This window comes from Modicisalibacter xianhensis (genome assembly GCF_900113605.1).
Lineage (GTDB): Bacteria > Pseudomonadota > Gammaproteobacteria > Pseudomonadales > Halomonadaceae > Modicisalibacter > Modicisalibacter xianhensis.
Genome location: NZ_FOPY01000003.1, coordinates 259427 through 275217, shown reverse-complemented (window position 1 = coordinate 275217; position 15791 = coordinate 259427). Strand labels below are relative to the sequence as shown.

Genomic DNA, 15791 nt, shown 5'->3' with positions numbered 1-15791 from the left:
AGACACGTTGGCAATGTCCGCTCGAAGCGACGATTTGACTTAGCCGAGCGGCATGGTAGAAAGACACGTTTGATGCCTTTTACAGGATGCTGATATGGCATTGCCCTCCCCCTTGCGTATGACCCTCGTCTCATTGGCGCTACTCGCGACTCACGCCCAGGCTCAGGAAGACGCTTCCGGCCTGACCAGCCGTGACGAGGCAGCCCAGGCGGCCGTCGATCAGGCAGAGACGCGGCGTGAACTCGAGCAGAATTCCGAAAACAATCCATTGGCGATAACGGTATATCGCCGTAACTACCTGCTGCCCTGGACCTACAACACCCATCCCAACCAGTCGGATTTCGATGGCATCAGCGACGATGGCGATGCCGACAAGGCAGAACTCAAGTTCCAGATCAGTCTCAAGGTCAAGGTCTTCGATGATTTGATCGGTAACAATGGCGACCTGTACTTCGCCTATACCCAGCGCAGCTGGTGGCAGGCCTACAATTCGGAAGCCTCATCGCCCTTCCGCGAGACCAATTACGAGCCAGAAGCGTTCATCAGCTTCGATAATCGCTTCACCTTTCTCGGCTGGACGAATACACAGAACCGCATCGGCTATGCTCACCAATCCAATGGGCAATCCGAGCCGCTATCACGTAGCTGGAACCGGCTCTATGCCGATTTCCTGTTTCAGCGTGGTGACTGGGCCGTCAGTATCGCACCGCACTGGCGTATTCCCGAAAGCGACAAGGAAGACGACAATCCCGATCTGCAAGACTATATCGGCTATGGCGACATCACCGTCGTGCGCGCCTTCGGCGATCATGAGGTGTCACTGATGGTACGAGGCAATCCGGAAGAGCATAACTATGGCGCTCAGCTCGATTACACGTTTCCGCTCATCGGCAAGGTGCGGGGACATGTCCAGTATTACGACGGCTACGGCGAAAGCCTGATCGACCACGATCAGGACGTGCAGCGCCTGGGCATAGGCTTCAGCCTCAATACCTTCCTGGCCGGCGTTCCCGGAACACAAGCACTGGTGCGTTGAGCACCACTCAGGGTCGCAAACCAAGAACGCCGGCTTGTGCCGGCGTCATTGCTTGTCATCCCGTCTCTCTCTCAAGCGCGCTCCAGATAGTGGATGCTGAACAGCTTGTCGGGGTCAGTCCATAGGGCACGCGACTCGAACCCAGCGCGCGCGGCCAGTGCGCGAAATCCCTCGACACTGTACTTGTAGGAATTTTCGGTGTGCAGGGTCTCGCCCTGATCGAAATGGAACACCTCGCCAGACACGCGGATAGTCTGGTCGATGTCGCTGACCAGATGCATCTCGATACGTGAGCGTGACTCATTGTAGAAGGCTTGGTGGGAAAAGGTCGCCGGGTCGAGGTCCCCCTCGAACTCATGGCGCAATCGCTCGAGCAGGTTGAGGTTGAAAGCGGCCGTCACGCCGGCGGCATCGTTGTAGGCGGCATTGAGGATCGCTTCATCCTTGATCAGGTCGACACCGATCAGCAGACCGCTCCCCGAGGGCAAAAGGGAGTGCAGGCCTCGCAGAAAGCATTCGGCCTCTTCCGGCGCGAAGTTGCCGATACTCGAACCGGGAAAGAACGCCACCGGGTGATCGCAAGCCAAACCTGACGGCATGGTCATGCGTTGGGAAAAATCGGCACAGGCCGCATGGACATCCAGCCAGGGATAATCCGCCGCAAGCCTTCGGGTGCTGTCCAGCAGGAAGTCACGGGAAATGTCGATACCCAGGTAACTGGTCGGGCGCACAGCCTCGAGCAGTAGACGAACCTTGCGACTGGCACCGCTGCCCAGTTCGATCAATGTCGCGTCCTTGCCCACCACATCGGCAATGTCGTCGGCGGCATCACGCAGAATGGCCTCTTCCGTACGCGTCGGATAGTATTCCGGTTGGACACAGATCCGGTCGAACAGCTCCGAGCCTCGCAAGTCGTAGAAGAACTTGGGCGATGATCTCTTGGGAGCCGCGCGCAAGCCTTGCAACAGTTCGTCCCGAAGCGTCAGCGAAGCCGCAGGGGGCTGCTGGTCATGAAAATGCACGGCCGTCGCCGTGTTCGACATCACGGTCATGCTCATGCCTCCCGTGCCAGGCGAAACCCCGAAAACGCCCAGCGCGCCTGAGGGGGGAAGAAATTGCGATAGGTCGCGCGAATATGATCGGCCGGCGTGGCACAGCACCCGCCGCGCAGCACCATCTGGCCTGACATGAACTTGCCGTTGTACTCTCCCAGGCTGCCCGGCAACTTGCGAAACCCTGGATAGGGACGATAGGCGCTACCGGTCCACTCCCAGACGTCGCCGAACATCTGTCCCGGGACTTCCGTGGCAGGCTCGGCCGAAACCGGTTGCAGGTGGTCCTGCTCGACGAAATTGCCCGCCATCGGCACGTCCCGGGCCACTGTTTCCCACTCGGCTTCGGTGGGCAGGCGCGCCCCAGCCCACTGGGCATAGGCATCGGCTTCGTAGAAACTGACATGACATACCGGCGCGTTCATGTCGACCGGGACCAGGCCCCCCAGGGTATAGTGATGCCAGACACCATCCCGCTCGGCCCAATACAACGGAGCCTTCCAGCCTTCCGCCTTGACCGTGGCCCAGCCATCCGACAACCAGAAATCGGGCTTGTCGTAGCCTCCCGCGCGCATGAACTCGAGAAATTCCCCGTTCGTCACGGGGCGGTCGGCAATCTGAAAGGCCTCGACGAACTGGCGATGCCGTCCCATTTCATTGTCATAAGCGAAGCCCTTCTCGGCGGCGTCATGGCCAATGTGCCGGACCCCGGCAGGATAGGCATGCCAGCCGAGTTCTCCCACGGCATGCTCGGGCGCAGGCGCCAGGTCGTCACGGTATGCCGGGCACAGCGGATTCTGCGCCAGGATATGCTTGATATCCATGAACAGCAGTTCCTGATGCTGCTGCTCATGGGGCAACCCCAGCGCCAGACGCCGGAGGATTTCCTGGAGATGCTCCTGCGGCGGGTCGTTGAGCAATTCCTCCATGGCTCGGTCGATGTGCGCGCGATAGCGGTACACGTCATCGACCGTAGGCCGCGAAATCATCCCGCGATCCGGGCGCGGAAACGGCGTGCCATGCGTGACATAGTAGGAATTGAACAGATAATCGTACGCAGGATCGAGGGTGCGGTAGGCAGGATGGAAAGGTTTGAGGATGAATGCTTCGAAAAACCAGCTGACATGGGCTATGTGCCACTTGGGGGGGCTGACGTCCGGCATGCTCTGCACCATGTAGTCTTCCTTGTGCAAGGGGGCGCAGATTGCCTCGGTGGCGGCACGCACACGCTGGTAGTAGCGAAGCCATTCCTTGGTATGCAACGTATCCGGCGTGTCGCGTCGCTGAGCTAGAGGGGACATGAGAACGCTCCTTTCTCGGGTATGGCATCCATGGCAGTGTCAATGAAGCGTAGCATGCCCCCCTGCCATGCCAGGTAACGAACGGTAAAACGGCTAGGGTTGCGATGTCGAGGCAGCGCTTGATTCCCCCCCCTGCTGCGCCTGTTGCAATTGATCTTCCGTCATCAGCTCCTTGTAGGATTGCATGGCAGCCTTGGCCTTCTCTTCCCCGTTCTGCCGGGCACGCGCCATCCATTGATAGGCTTGCACGTAGTCTTGTGGCACGCCTTCCCCGGCGCCGTACGCCTCGCCCAGGTGATATTGAGCTTCGGCCAGCCCTTGGTCTGCCGCCTTGCGGTACCACTTCACCGCCGTCACCATGTTCTTTTCGACGCCCTGCCCAAAAGCATACATCCTGCCCAGGCTGTACTGGGCCTGGGGCACGCCTTGCCTGGCTTCTTCCTCTACTTGCTGGAAGGCTTCGGCATACTTGCCGGTCTGCGCAGCCCCGGCGAGTTCGTCCTGTTGTGCCAATAGCGGTGAAGAAACGCCCAGCGCCGTGATAACCAATAACATTCTACGAATAGAGGTGGGTACCGTTTCCATACGCCTTGCTCCCTGTCGTGGCTTACCGTGCCTAGCTAGGGTAGGAGGCTCTGACGCTAGCGCCAAATCCGGGCAGGCGTCCCACACTCAAAGAGACTGACCACAAGCTACCCCTGACGACCAAGCCCACTGAAAGTTGTGTCCACCCAACTCGCCCGTCACGTCGAGCACTTCACCAATGAAGCGGAGCTGGGGCAGTTCCTTGACCTCAAAGGTCTTGGAGGAAATGGTCGAGGTGTCGACGCCGCCCAGGGTCACTTCGGCGGTACGCCAGCCTTCTGTGCCGGCAGGCTTGATACGCCACTGGCCGAGACGCCCACGCCAATCGTCGAGCTGTTGGTTGGATTGATCGGCCAGCACACCATCATTGCCATACCACTCCACCAGTGCCTGGGCCAGACGCTTGGGCAAGCGTTCGGTCAGCCACGTCGAGAGTTGCCGCTTGGGCGTGGCATGCCGGGCCTGTGTCAATGCTGCCATGGCATCGACCCCGGGCAGCAGATCGATGACCAGTTCATCGCCAGGCAGCCAGTGGCTGGAAATCTGCAACATGGCCGGCCCCGACAGCCCCCGGTGGGTAAACAGCATCGGCTCGCGGTATCGCCCCGCATTGCAGGTGACCTCGACCTGACAGGCAACGCCTGAAAGTGCAGCGGCACGCGCCTTCCACTGGGAAGTCAGGGTAAACGGCACCAGGGCCGCGCGAGTCTCGGTCACACCCAGGCCGAATTGGCGGGCAATGTCATAGCCGAAACCGGTGGCGCCCATGGTGGGGATGGAAAGCCCTCCCGTGGCCACCACGACGGCACCGGTATCGATGCGCCCTGCCGACGTGACCAGTTGCATGCCTTCGCCCTGGCGTTCGATACGCTCGATGCGAGTCGCGAGCCGTATCTCGACACCCGCCCAATCGCACTCGGTCAGCAGCATGTCGAGAATCGGGCGTGACGAGTCCGCACAGAACAGTTGCCCGGGCGCCTTTTCCACGGGTTCGATGCCGTGACGTTCGACAAGCTCGAGAAAATGCTCGGGCCGGTAGCGCTTGAGGGCGGAGATGCAGAAGTGCGGATTGGAAGAGAAAAAATTGCCCGGTCCGGTGTTCATGTTGGTGAAATTGCAGCGGCCGCCGCCAGACATGAGGATCTTCTTGCCAGGCTTGTTGGCATGATCGAGTACCAGCACACGCCGCCCGGCGTAACCGGCTGTCAGCGCACACATCAAGCCGGCCGCACCAGCACCAATAATCACTACATCGGGATTGCGAGTCATGTCGGGCCCCTTCTCATCGGCCGGCCATTCTACCAGTCCTCGCTCGTGCTGGAACTTTCGCGAAGCGTCCGGCTCGCACATGATGAGGATTTGCCATCGCCATATCCTCCAACGCGCCTGTCGCTGATAATCGAAACTTGTCGCTCCCCGACCAAGAGACGCCATGAACGGACGATTCCGCTGTCTAGCGCTGCGCCTGACAAGCGCCCTTTGCCTGCTGATGCTGACTTGCCCGCTTCCCTTGTCCGCAGCGCTGGCTGACGACCCGACACCAGTAATCGCCGCACGCGCCGAGTTGCGTCAATGGAGCACTCCTCTGGAGGCGCTGGGAACGCTGCGTGCCGACGAAAGCGTGACACTGTCGGCGACCGTCACCGAGATCGTCTCGTCAGTCAATTTCGAGGACAACGCACGCGTCAAGGCAGGTGACCTGCTCATCCGGCTCGACGACAGCGAGGTCCAGGCGGAACTGCGTGCCGCCCAGGCAACGCGGGTCGAACGCAATAACGTGCTGCAGCGCTCGGCACAGTTACAGGCACGCAACCTGGCGCCACGCGCCGATGTCGAGGACAACCGTGCCCGTCTGCAGCAGATCGAGGCCGAGATCGAGGCCATTCGCGCCCGCCTGGACGACTATCACATCAAGGCACCGTTCGACGGCATGGTCGGCTTTCGCGACATCAGCCCTGGCGCGCTGGTCTCGCCAGGCATGGAACTGGTCACGCTCGACAAGCTGGACACGATGAAGCTCGACTTCAGCGTCCCTGCGGTCCATCTGTCCGCCCTGCAGCCAGGGCTGTCGCTCGCGGCCACGACGGCCAGTTATCCCGAGAGTACCTTCAACGGCGAAGTCACCAGCCTGGGAACACGCATCGATCCGGTGACCCGCTCCATCCCGGTACGTGCCAGCCTGTCCAATACCGAACAGCGTCTGCGCCCCGGCATGCTCATGGAAGTCACCCTCGAGCGCCAGCCGCGCCAGGCGCTGGTGCTTCCCGAAGAGTCACTGATTGCCAGCGGCAACGGCCAATATGTCCTGGCAATCGATGAGGCTAACGGCCATGTCGTGCAGCGTCGCCCGGTCACTCTGGGAGAGCGTCGGGCCGGCGTGGTGGAAATTACCGAGGGGCTGCAGCCAGGCGATCTGGTGGTCAGCCATGGCGTGCAACAGGTACGCGAAGGTGACCATGTTAGCGTGCTGGGTATCGATGACGACAATATCGACGTCTCCGAGCTGCTCCGACGCAGCCGCGCTGTTCCGCCGAAGGAAGATGTCTGATGCGCCTGTCCGACATCTCGATTCAGCGTCCGGTCCTCGCCACCGTCGTTTCGCTGCTGTTGATCGCTTTCGGCCTGCTGGCCCTGGAACGCCTGCCCTTGCAGGAATATCCGGCCATCGATCCACCTATTGTCAGCATCGACACCAACTATCCCGGTGCCTCGGCCAGCGTGGTGGAAACCCGGGTCACCCAAGTCATCGAGGACCGCATTGCCGGTGTCGAGGGAATCCAGGTCATCGAGTCTTCCAGCGAGGACGGGCGTTCGAGCATCAGTGTCGAGTTTTCCCTGTCGCGCGATATCGAGGCCGCCGCCAACGATATTCGCGACCGGATTTCGGGCTCGGCGAACAATCTGCCCGAGGAAGCCGACCCACCGGAGATCGAGAAAGCCGACAGCAGCGAGGATGTGGTGTTGTGGCTAAGCCTGACGGGAGAAGGCTATACGATCCCTGAGCTGACCGATTACGCCAATCGCTATCTGGTCGACCGTTTCTCGGTCCAGCCTGGGGTCGCCCGGGTACGTGTCGGCGGCGATCAGGAATATGCCATGCGCATCTGGCTGGATCGCAACGCCTTGGCGGCACGCCACCTGACGGTAGGAGACGTCGAGGATGCCCTGCGTGCCGAGAATGTCGAGTTGCCTGCCGGTGCCATCGAATCCCAGGAGCGCCAGTTCGTGGCCCGTCTGCCGAGAAGCTTCGCCACGCCGGCGGATTTTCGCGAGCTGGTGGTCGCCGAGGGCGACGATGGCTACCTGGTGCGACTCGCCGACGTGGCGAAAGTGGAGATCGGTGCCGTCGAGACACGCACACTGTTCCGTGGCAACGGCATTCCCATGGTCGGGCTCGGCATGATGCGGCAGTCGACAGCCAACGTGCTGGAAATCTCCGAAGCCGTGAAGTCCGAACTGGCGCGCGTACAGCCCACCCTGCCCGAAGGCATGTCGCTGACCCTAAACTTCGATTCGTCGGTGTTCGTTGCCGGTGCCATCGGTGAAGTGGTGACCACGCTGTTCGTGGCCATGACGCTGGTGGTCGTGGTGATTTTCCTGTTTCTTGGCAATCTGCGCACGACCCTGATCCCTGCCGTGACGGTACCCATATCGATCATCGGCACGTTTATTGCCTTGGCGGTATTCGGCTTCACGCTCAACCTGCTGACACTGCTCGCCCTGGTGCTGGCCATTGGTCTGATCGTCGATGATGCCATCGTCGTGCTCGAGAACATCCACCGACGCATGCACGTGCATGGCGAGACGCCACTGGTCGCCGCCTATCGTGGCACGCGACAGATCGGCTTCGCGGTGGTCGCCACGACGCTGGTCCTGATTGCCGTGTTCGTTCCGTTGAGTTTCCTGCGTGGCGATATCGGCCGGCTGTTTTCCGAATTCGCGCTGACATTGGCCGCTGCCGTGGCGTTTTCCAGCCTGATTGCGCTGACACTCGCGCCGATGCTGGCGTCGAAGATGTTGTCCCGGCACATGCAGGAGGGCCGCCTGGTCCAGGTCGTCAATGCCCTGCTCGACGTCAGCCAGCGCGGTTACCGCAGTCTACTGCTACACGCCCTTAACCTGCGCCTGGTTATCGTCGCCCTGTTCGCCGCCCTGCTAGGGGCCTGCATCTGGCTTGCCGGCCAGCTCCCCAACGAGTACACCCCGCGCGAGGACCGCGGCAATTTCTTCATTCTGATCAACGGCCCGGAAGGCGCCACTTTCGATTACATGCAGGATTACATGGACGAGATCGAGGCGCGTCTATTGCCGATGCGGGAGTCCGGCGAAATCGAACGCGTCCTGGTCCGTGCGCCGCGAGGCTATGGCAATCTGGAGACCTTCAATAGCGGGTTTGCCATCGTCAACCTGACCGACTGGAGCCAGCGGCGAGCCGCCTGGCCGATCATGGACGAGGTGCGTGAACGCTTGTCCGGCCTGCCCGGCGTGCGCACCATCCCCATCATGCGCCAGGGCTTCGGCGGTGGCGTGGAAAAACCGGTGCAATTCGTGCTGGGCGGGGGTACCTACGAAAAGCTGGCCGACTGGCGGGATACCTTGATCGAGCATATTCGGGAGAACAACCCACGCCTGACCGATCTCGACAGCGACTATCAGGAGACCCAGCCGCAGTTGCGCATCGATATCGACTACGACCGTGCCGCCAGCCTGGGTGTGACCGTCACCGACATCGGCCGCACTCTCGAAACCCTGCTGGGCGGGCGCAACGTCACGCGCTATGTCGACGACGGCGAAGAATATGAAGTCATTGTCGAAGGCATTCGGGAAGACCAGCGCAGCCCGAGATCGCTAGAAACCATCCGGGTTCGCTCGGCACGCAGCGGTGAACTGATTCCCCTGGCCAGCCTGGTGACGCTGAGCGACTATGCCGGCGCCAGCGAACTCAACCGCTTCAACCGGGTGCGCGCCATCACGCTCGAGGCCGACCTGGCAGATGGGTATCCGCTGGGCGAAGCGCTGGCTTATCTGGAACGCACGGCCGACGAGATCCTGCCGGCCGAAGCCCAGACCGACGTCAAGGGCCCCTCGCGGGACTACCGAGAAGCCAGCGGGGCGACAACCTTTCTGCTGATCCTGGGTGCCGTGATCGTTTTCCTTGTGCTGGCGGCACAATTCGAAAGCTTCATCCATCCTTTCGTAATCATGCTGACGGTACCGCTGGCAATGTGCGGTGCGCTATTCGGCCTCTGGCTGACAGGACAATCGCTCAACATCTACAGCCAGGTGGGGCTGGTCATGCTGGTCGGCCTGGCCGCCAAGAACGGTATCCTGATCGTCGAGTTTGCCAATCAATTGAGGGATCAGGGCCAGGACTTTCGGCCAGCGTTGGTAGAAGCGTCAGTCACCCGCCTGCGCCCGATTCTGATGACGGCCATTACGACCATGGCCGGAGCCGTCCCCCTGATCATATCCACCGGCGCAGGAGCCGAGACCCGGGGTGTCATTGGCCTGGTCATCCTGTGCGGCGTGGCCACGGCGACCCTGTTCACCCTGTTCGTGGTGCCGGTCGCCTACGACCTGCTGGCCCGTCGTACCGGCTCGCCGGGTGATGTCAGCCGCCGCCTGGCCCTGGAAATGCAGCCTGTAGGAGAGACTTCCGAGGGCCAGCGAGAGGCACCGTCGCGCTAGCCTTTCTGTCCCCAAGCGAGCAGTTATCGAAACCGAGGCCGGTTATCGCCTACAATTATCGAGGCGCAGGTGACATACCGACAATCAGCATAACGTCATGCAGCTTGGCTGCCGACTGTCGTGAGGCGGCAGCCGCAGGGGCGCTTGTGTCTGTTTCGTCGGCAAATTCACAGTCCACAAGGAGAACTCCACGTGGCAGAAAATTCACCCCACGACAACGCTTCGTCTCGAAACGGAGAAAGCAACGAGGGCATTCCCGCTCCCGAAGGGCCAGCCAACCTGATCGATACCGATTACGTGATCGGCCAGGACAATATCTCTGCCAACAAGTTTGGCCTGGATTTCGATCTGCACGGCAAGGTCTTCACGTTCTCGTCGCTGGTCATCCTGTTTTTCGTGATCATCACCTTGGCACTGCAGGACCAGATGGATCCACTGTTCACCGGTCTGAGAGACTGGATGACGGGCAACCTGACCTGGTTCTTCCTGCTGGCGGCCAATATCTTCGTGATCCTAGCTGTGGTGCTGATATTTACGCCCTTGGGCAAGGTACGCCTGGGTGGCGCCCATGCCCGGCCGGATTTCAGCTACGCGGGCTGGTTCGCGATGCTATTCGCCGCCGGCATGGGGATCGGCCTGATGTTTTATGGCGTCTCGGAGCCGTTGACCCACTTCGGCACCGCCCTAGGGGGCACCGAGATGGGCGAGAACGGCATTCGCACCGACTGGGCCCCGTTGAGCGCAGCCAGCGGCAATGAGGAAAGTGCCATCTCGCTGGCCATGGCCGCGACCATCTTCCACTGGGGCTTGCACCCATGGGGCATCTACGCCGTGGTTGCCCTGTCCCTGGCCCTGTTCTCGTTCAACAAGGGACTACCGCTGACCATGCGCTCGATCTTCTACCCGATCCTGGGTGAGCGCATCTGGGGCTGGCCGGGTCATATCATCGATATCCTGGCAGTGTTCGCTACCCTGTTCGGCCTGGCCACTTCTCTCGGCTTCGGCGCATCCCAGGCCACCGCCGGGCTCGGCTTCCTGTTCGGTATCCCCAATAACGAAGTGACCATGGTAGTCCTGATCATCGGCATTACCCTCGTTGCGCTGATGTCGGTTGTGGCCGGTGTGGACAAGGGCGTGCAGCGCCTGTCGCAGCTCAACATGATACTGGCCTTCCTGCTGTTGCTGTTCGTGATCATTGTTGGACCGACGCTCATGATCGCGACCGGGTTCTTCGAGTACCTGGGGTCGTACCTCATGCATCTGCCGGCTCTGTCCAACCCCTTCGGTCGCGAAGACGCCAACTTCAGCCAGGGCTGGACTGCCTTCTACTGGGCCTGGTGGATCAGCTGGTCACCGTTCGTCGGCATGTTCATTGCCCGTGTCAGCCGCGGTCGTACGGTTCGCGAGTTCCTGATTGCCGTGCTGCTGGTCCCCTCGCTGGTCTCGGTGCTGTGGATGACAGCCTTCGGCGGTACCGCCATCGAGCAGTACCTGAGTGGTTTCGAAGGCGTCAGCAACGCCGCGCTGGAACTGCAATTGTTCGAAATGCTCGGTCAGTTGCCCTGGACCGCGATCACCTCGTTTGTCGGGATCGTGCTGGTCATGGTGTTCTTCATCACCTCCTCGGATTCCGGCTCGCTGGTGATCGATGCCATCACTGCCGGCGGCAAGGTGGATGCGCCCAAGCCACAGCGTATCTTCTGGGCATTGATCGAAGGCGCCATCGCCATCGCCCTGCTGCTGGGTGGCGGCCTGACGGCACTCCAGGCCGCTGTCATCTCGACGGGGCTACCCTTCACCCTGGTCTTGTTGGCTGCCTGCTTTGCCATCGTCCAAGGGCTGCGGAGCGAACCCCGCGGAGCCTGATCGCCCTGCGCCAGTGCACTTCGAAGGCGGCCTCTCGGCCGCCTTCGTCGTTTCGGCAGCAACGCAACCTAGACCCAGAGCGAGCCGATGGGCGTCTGGGGGGAATGGTGATAGGCAATCTGGGCCTGCAGCAATTCCGCCGTGGCCAACGCGTCAGTCAGAGCGTGATGCGAGGTATACGCCGGCAGGCCATAACGGTCACGGCTATCCTGCAAGCGGATCGAGGCTTGCGGCTTGCCCACCCATGAGGCCAATCGGGCCCGCCATGAATGCCGGTAGCGCTTGGCTTCCAGCACCATGGTATCGAGCATCGGAAAGCGCAGTCCTTCTCCCAGCCGGGCCTCGAAGGCCGAGTCGAGAAACGACCGCTCCAGGCGATAGTAATGCGCTACGATCAGCCTACCGGCCATCGCCTCGAGCAGCTCCTCGGCGATATCGCTCAGATCGGGCGCACGGTCGATCTCCGAATGCGTGATGTGGTGATAGGCAATCGAACTCTCGGTCAGTGGCCGGGGCGGCTTCAGCACCCAATAGCGGCTCGCGCCGGGTGTGATGCGTTGCAGGGTGAACGGCACCAGCCCGATGCTGACAATGGCGTGTCGGTTGGCATCCAGGCCGGTGGTTTCCATATCCAGAGCCAGCAGCGGCGCTTCGCCGATCGGGGTATCCGGTGCCGGACACCCGGTCGAAAAGAAGCGCTGCAGGCGCGGATCATGGGCGACGGCTGCACGCTCGGCCAGATAATCCGGCCAGGAGCGCTGTTGTGAGTTATCCAGACGAAACGACAGCATGGAAATCAGCGTGACCGAGGCATGGGATAGCGAAAGCCCAGAAATTTCTGCGCATTGCTCAGAACCAGGAAAGCATCCTTGAGATTGTGCCGCTCTTCCGAGGAGACGTTTTCCGGCTCGACGTTATTGTCGGGATCTCGCTCCTCCTCAATATCCAGTGCCTGGTGCCGGATGCGCACCATGGAAATGAACTCCAAGGCATAGCGTATCCGTTCCCCGCTACCTTCAGGCAACAGCTGGGTCTGGGCAATGTCATCGAGACGCGCAAAGGAGTTCTGGGCGCGCGACCGACAAGCCAGGGCATGGACGCGAATCAGGTCGACCATCGGTGCCGTACCGCGGCGCTTGAGGTTGATTGAATTCTTGTGTTCGCCAGTGTTTTCCATCACGAAGCCACGAAAGAACCCCAGCGGCGGCTTTCGGTTGAGCGCATTGCGGGCCATGGCCGCCAGGAACCGGGGGCTTTGCGAGGCCTGCTCCGCCACGAGATCCTGCAATTGCTCGACGAACGTCTCTTCGCCATGCACGGCATCCAGGTCGAAGAAGATCGAACTGTCGAGCAGCGCCTGGGGGTCGGGCCTTGCAATCCATTCGCTGAAATAGCGTTTCCAGACGGAGAGCGGCTGGCGCCAGCGTGGGTTGGTGGCCATGATATTGCCCTTGCAATAGGCGTAGCCACAGGCCGCCAGTCCATCGCTGACGCGTTGTGCCAAGGCGGCGAAATAATCGTCGTGTCGTTCGGCATCGAAACGGTCATCCAGGACCAGCGCGTTGTCCTGATCGCTGACGATGACCTGTTCATTGCGCGCCATGGACCCGAGCGCCATGAAGCAGTAAGGCACCGGGGGCGGGCCCAGTTCCTCCTCGGCGAGTTCCAGCAAGCGCCGCGTGAAGCTGCGCCCGATGGTGGATAGCGCGCTGCCTATCATGCGTGAATCGGCGCCATCGGAAACCATGCGTACGAACGCAGCGCGCACGTCCGTACTCAATTGGGCCAGGCCCTTGGCACTGGGCTGACTGAAGATATTGTTGACCAGATACAGGCTGCTATTGGTCTCGTAACGCACGATATCCGACAGATGAAGCACACCCACGGGATAGCGACGATGCAGCACTGGCAAATGGTGAATATTGTTGCGCAACATGCACAACATGGCCTCGTGGATCGACTCGTCGGACTGGATGGTGCGTGGCGGGCGGCTGACGATATCGATAACCGGCAAATTCCCCGCGAGTCCTGCGGCCAGGACGCGGTTGCGAAAATCGACATCGGTGAGAATACCGATCAACGTCCAGGCGCGTCCCTGGCTATCGGTAAAGGTATATCGCGCCTGGCTCTCGTCGACACTCGTGGACGCCTCGTAGATCAACGCCGAGGTGACGTTCTCCTCGCGCATGCGCTGGGCGGCCTGCTGCACCGAGGCAGAGGCCTCGATCATCACCGGACGACGGGTGACGAGCTTGCGCACCCGAGTGATCATCATGTCATTGTTCCGACGATACTTATCGACGGTAGCTTCCAGGCGAGGGCGCTCCAGTTCGACGAAATCGGCGAAGTTGTCGTCTTCTTCGCACAGGCGTCGAAACACCTCGGCGGGTATGTAGTAAAGCAGCGTATCCTCGATGGCCTGGGACGGAAACCTCACCAGGTTATCTCGCAACAGGCTGAACTGGCCGAAGATTTCACCCTCGCCCCGACGACTGTATAGCTCGCCGTTGCGTCGATAGACATCTACCGCGCCCTGGCGGATATAGCACAGCTCGCTGATCGTCTGGCCATAATGGTGGATATCGGTGCCGGCCTTGAAATAGGCTACCTCGATATTGCTGGCCACCTCGTCGAGCAATTCGTCCGAGAGGGTATCAAAGGGCGCATGTCGCCCCATGTGTTCGCGTACTTCCTGTAATTCGACACTCATTGCACCAGGGTCCCTCTCGCTGGCCCGTCACTTGGCTTGGGATTACGCTCCTGCGGCAGCACTTCCGGTTATCGAATGTCGTGCGTTGTGCAGTCAGTCAACGGGAAACGCTACCGTGCTCAACAATGCCAGTTCACTCTGCCGCGAGTCGAGCCGCGAATGCTGCACGACGATCGGCACGCTGGATTCAATGACACTGGCAAAATCGGTATCGCGGGGTACCGGCTCGGGATCGTCAAGATCATTGAAACGCACGTGTCGGGTGCGTTGTGCCGGTACCTCGATGCGATAGGGGCCGACCGGATCGCGGTCGGCGAAGTACAGCGTAATCGTTACGTGAGCCACCTCGGAAGAGGCGTTGAGGATACAGGCCGTCTCGTGGCTGGTCATCTGCGGTTCCGGCCCGTGGCTCTGGCCTGGGATGTGACCTTCGGCGATGGCCCAGCAGGTTCGTCCTACGGCAGGCATGGCATTTCCCTCCTTGGATGGGCTTCAGCGGCGCGACAGGGCCAGGGGATCGTCATCATGCCGATCCACTCGGTGATGGCGGCGCTGGCGGGTTGCACATAGCGCCACCCCGGCCAGAACCGCAGCGCCGGCGATCATGCCCACCTTGGCACGGTTAGTGGTCATCCAAAGCTGGTAGCTGTCGTCATGGGATTCGCGGCTGAAACGGCCACGTGCGCCCATGTCGCCCTTGACCGTCTGCCACAGGTTGTCGGGACGGTCGGGATCTTCGCTCTCGGCCGTCTGTTGCCCGCTGACGGCAGTCCTGGCCAGAAAGCGATCCATCAACCCGGGGGCCAGCTTGTTACCCCAGATGGTCAATACCGAGGAGATCCCTACATAGACCTGACGCCGGCGTTGGTGGGCCGCCCAGTAGACCGCGCGCGCGCCCACCTCGGGCTGGTAGACGGGTGACACGGGGCGTGCTCGCTGAGGCAGGTGACTCTTGCACCAGTCGAACTGCGGCGTGTTGAGGCCAGGCATCTCAACGATGGTGACATGCACATCGCTGCCCTCGTTCATCAGCTCGCAGCGCAGCCCCTCGGTCATGCCCTTGATGGCATGTTTGGCACCGCAATAGGCAGTCTGCAATGGAATCGGTCGGTAGGCCAGCGCAGAGCCGATCTGCACGATGGTGCCATGGTTGCGCGCACGCATGCGCTTGAGTGCTGCCATGGTGCCGTGCACGTAGCCCAGGTAGGTGACATCGTTCACGCGCTTGAACTCGTCCGGGGTCATCTCGTGCAATGGCGAGAATACCGTGGTCATTGCGCCATTGATCCAGATGTCGATGGGGCCGAGCTGGCGCTCGATGAACTCGGCGGCCTGCTCGACCTGATCGGCGTTGGCGACATCCGCACTGACGGTAACGGCCTGCCCTCCCAGGGCTTCGACCTCGCTCTTGATCGCTTCAAGTCGGGCCTGGTTGCGTGAGATCAACCCCAGCGATGCGCCATGCCTTGCAAATTCCCGTGCCACTGCACGAGCCAGGCCGGCACCGGCGCCGGTGATGACCACGACTTCCTGACGTCCTTGCATGTCGTTCC

At 61.2% G+C, this 15791-nt stretch carries 12 protein-coding genes; 4 read left to right on the top strand and 8 right to left on the bottom strand.

Annotation, left to right across the window (positions count from 1 at the left end; genetic code table 11):
- Nucleotides 1-94: 94 nt before the first annotated feature.
- Nucleotides 95-1036: a phospholipase A gene (locus BM194_RS04700; RefSeq protein WP_092844202.1), complete on the top strand. Its 942-nt coding sequence runs from the start codon at nucleotides 95-97 to the stop codon at nucleotides 1034-1036.
- 71 nt (nucleotides 1037-1107) lie between these two features.
- Here BM194_RS04700 and egtD read toward each other — a convergent pair whose 3' ends face one another.
- The 4 genes from egtD to BM194_RS04680 all read right to left on the bottom strand — a co-directional run bounded on the left by egtD (nucleotide 1108) and on the right by BM194_RS04680 (nucleotide 5243).
- Nucleotides 1108-2088, bottom strand: coding sequence for an L-histidine N(alpha)-methyltransferase (egtD, locus tag BM194_RS04695; RefSeq protein ID WP_092844200.1), 981 nt, complete (start codon nucleotides 2086-2088; stop codon nucleotides 1108-1110).
- A gap of 2 nt (nucleotides 2089-2090) precedes the next feature.
- Nucleotides 2091-3389: an ergothioneine biosynthesis protein EgtB gene (egtB, locus tag BM194_RS04690; RefSeq protein ID WP_092844198.1), complete on the bottom strand. Its 1299-nt coding sequence runs from the start codon at nucleotides 3387-3389 to the stop codon at nucleotides 2091-2093.
- 93 nt (nucleotides 3390-3482) lie between these two features.
- Nucleotides 3483-3974: a tetratricopeptide repeat protein gene (locus BM194_RS04685; protein WP_218155361.1), complete on the bottom strand. Its 492-nt coding sequence runs from the start codon at nucleotides 3972-3974 to the stop codon at nucleotides 3483-3485.
- An 87-nt stretch (nucleotides 3975-4061) separates the two neighbouring features.
- The gene (locus BM194_RS04680) at nucleotides 4062-5243 is read right to left on the bottom strand and encodes a BaiN/RdsA family NAD(P)/FAD-dependent oxidoreductase (RefSeq protein ID WP_092844340.1); all 1182 of its coding nucleotides are present in this window, start codon (nucleotides 5241-5243) and stop codon (nucleotides 4062-4064) included.
- 163 nt (nucleotides 5244-5406) lie between these two features.
- Between BM194_RS04680 and BM194_RS04675 the strand changes: the two genes are divergently transcribed.
- The 3 genes from BM194_RS04675 (at nucleotide 5407) to BM194_RS04665 (ending at nucleotide 11528) form a co-directional block, all read left to right on the top strand.
- A complete protein-coding gene (locus BM194_RS04675) occupies nucleotides 5407-6522 on the top strand; it encodes an efflux RND transporter periplasmic adaptor subunit (RefSeq protein WP_092844196.1) in 1116 nt (371 codons plus the stop codon).
- Nucleotides 6522-9662, top strand: a complete 3141-nt coding sequence (locus BM194_RS04670; RefSeq protein WP_092844194.1) for an efflux RND transporter permease subunit — start codon at nucleotides 6522-6524, stop codon at nucleotides 9660-9662. The genes BM194_RS04675 and BM194_RS04670 overlap by 1 nt, the downstream gene beginning before the upstream one ends.
- A gap of 192 nt (nucleotides 9663-9854) precedes the next feature.
- Nucleotides 9855-11528, top strand: a complete 1674-nt coding sequence (locus BM194_RS04665; protein WP_092844192.1) for a BCCT family transporter — start codon at nucleotides 9855-9857, stop codon at nucleotides 11526-11528.
- A 68-nt stretch (nucleotides 11529-11596) separates the two neighbouring features.
- On the opposite strand, the gene BM194_RS04660 is transcribed toward BM194_RS04665, so the two are convergent.
- From BM194_RS04660 to BM194_RS04645, 4 genes are all read right to left on the bottom strand, one after another.
- Complete coding sequence (locus BM194_RS04660) at nucleotides 11597-12319, bottom strand: 3'-5' exonuclease (RefSeq protein ID WP_092844190.1); 723 nt, start codon at nucleotides 12317-12319, stop codon at nucleotides 11597-11599.
- A gap of 5 nt (nucleotides 12320-12324) precedes the next feature.
- Nucleotides 12325-14238 carry a DUF294 nucleotidyltransferase-like domain-containing protein gene (locus BM194_RS04655; protein WP_092844188.1) on the bottom strand — a complete coding sequence of 638 codons (1914 nt, stop codon included), beginning with the start codon at nucleotides 14236-14238 and terminating at the stop codon, nucleotides 12325-12327.
- 93 nt (nucleotides 14239-14331) lie between these two features.
- Nucleotides 14332-14706 (bottom strand): sensory rhodopsin transducer, encoded by a 375-nt coding sequence (locus tag BM194_RS04650; RefSeq protein WP_092844186.1) that lies wholly within the window; start codon nucleotides 14704-14706, stop codon nucleotides 14332-14334.
- Between the two features lie 24 nt (nucleotides 14707-14730).
- Nucleotides 14731-15783, bottom strand: coding sequence for an SDR family oxidoreductase (locus tag BM194_RS04645; RefSeq protein ID WP_092844184.1), 1053 nt, complete (start codon nucleotides 15781-15783; stop codon nucleotides 14731-14733).
- Nucleotides 15784-15791 lie beyond the last annotated feature (8 nt).

Excerpts from the sequence above, each read along its gene's own strand:
- BM194_RS04700 (WP_092844202.1), top strand. The coding sequence starts at position 95 with ATGGCATTGCCCTCCCCCTTGCGTATGACCCTCGTCTCATTGGCGCTA.
- egtD (WP_092844200.1), bottom strand. The coding sequence starts at position 2,088 with ATGACCGTGATGTCGAACACGGCGACGGCCGTGCATTTTCATGACCAG.
- egtB (WP_092844198.1), bottom strand. The coding sequence starts at position 3,389 with ATGTCCCCTCTAGCTCAGCGACGCGACACGCCGGATACGTTGCATACC.
- BM194_RS04685 (WP_218155361.1), bottom strand. The coding sequence starts at position 3,974 with ATGGAAACGGTACCCACCTCTATTCGTAGAATGTTATTGGTTATCACG.
- BM194_RS04680 (WP_092844340.1), bottom strand. The coding sequence starts at position 5,243 with ATGACTCGCAATCCCGATGTAGTGATTATTGGTGCTGGTGCGGCCGGC.
- BM194_RS04675 (WP_092844196.1), top strand. The coding sequence starts at position 5,407 with ATGAACGGACGATTCCGCTGTCTAGCGCTGCGCCTGACAAGCGCCCTT.
- BM194_RS04670 (WP_092844194.1), top strand. The coding sequence starts at position 6,522 with ATGCGCCTGTCCGACATCTCGATTCAGCGTCCGGTCCTCGCCACCGTC.
- BM194_RS04660 (WP_092844190.1), bottom strand. The coding sequence starts at position 12,319 with ATGCTGTCGTTTCGTCTGGATAACTCACAACAGCGCTCCTGGCCGGAT.
- BM194_RS04655 (WP_092844188.1), bottom strand. The coding sequence starts at position 14,238 with ATGAGTGTCGAATTACAGGAAGTACGCGAACACATGGGGCGACATGCG.
- BM194_RS04650 (WP_092844186.1), bottom strand. The coding sequence starts at position 14,706 with ATGCCTGCCGTAGGACGAACCTGCTGGGCCATCGCCGAAGGTCACATC.
- BM194_RS04645 (WP_092844184.1), bottom strand. The coding sequence starts at position 15,783 with ATGCAAGGACGTCAGGAAGTCGTGGTCATCACCGGCGCCGGTGCCGGC.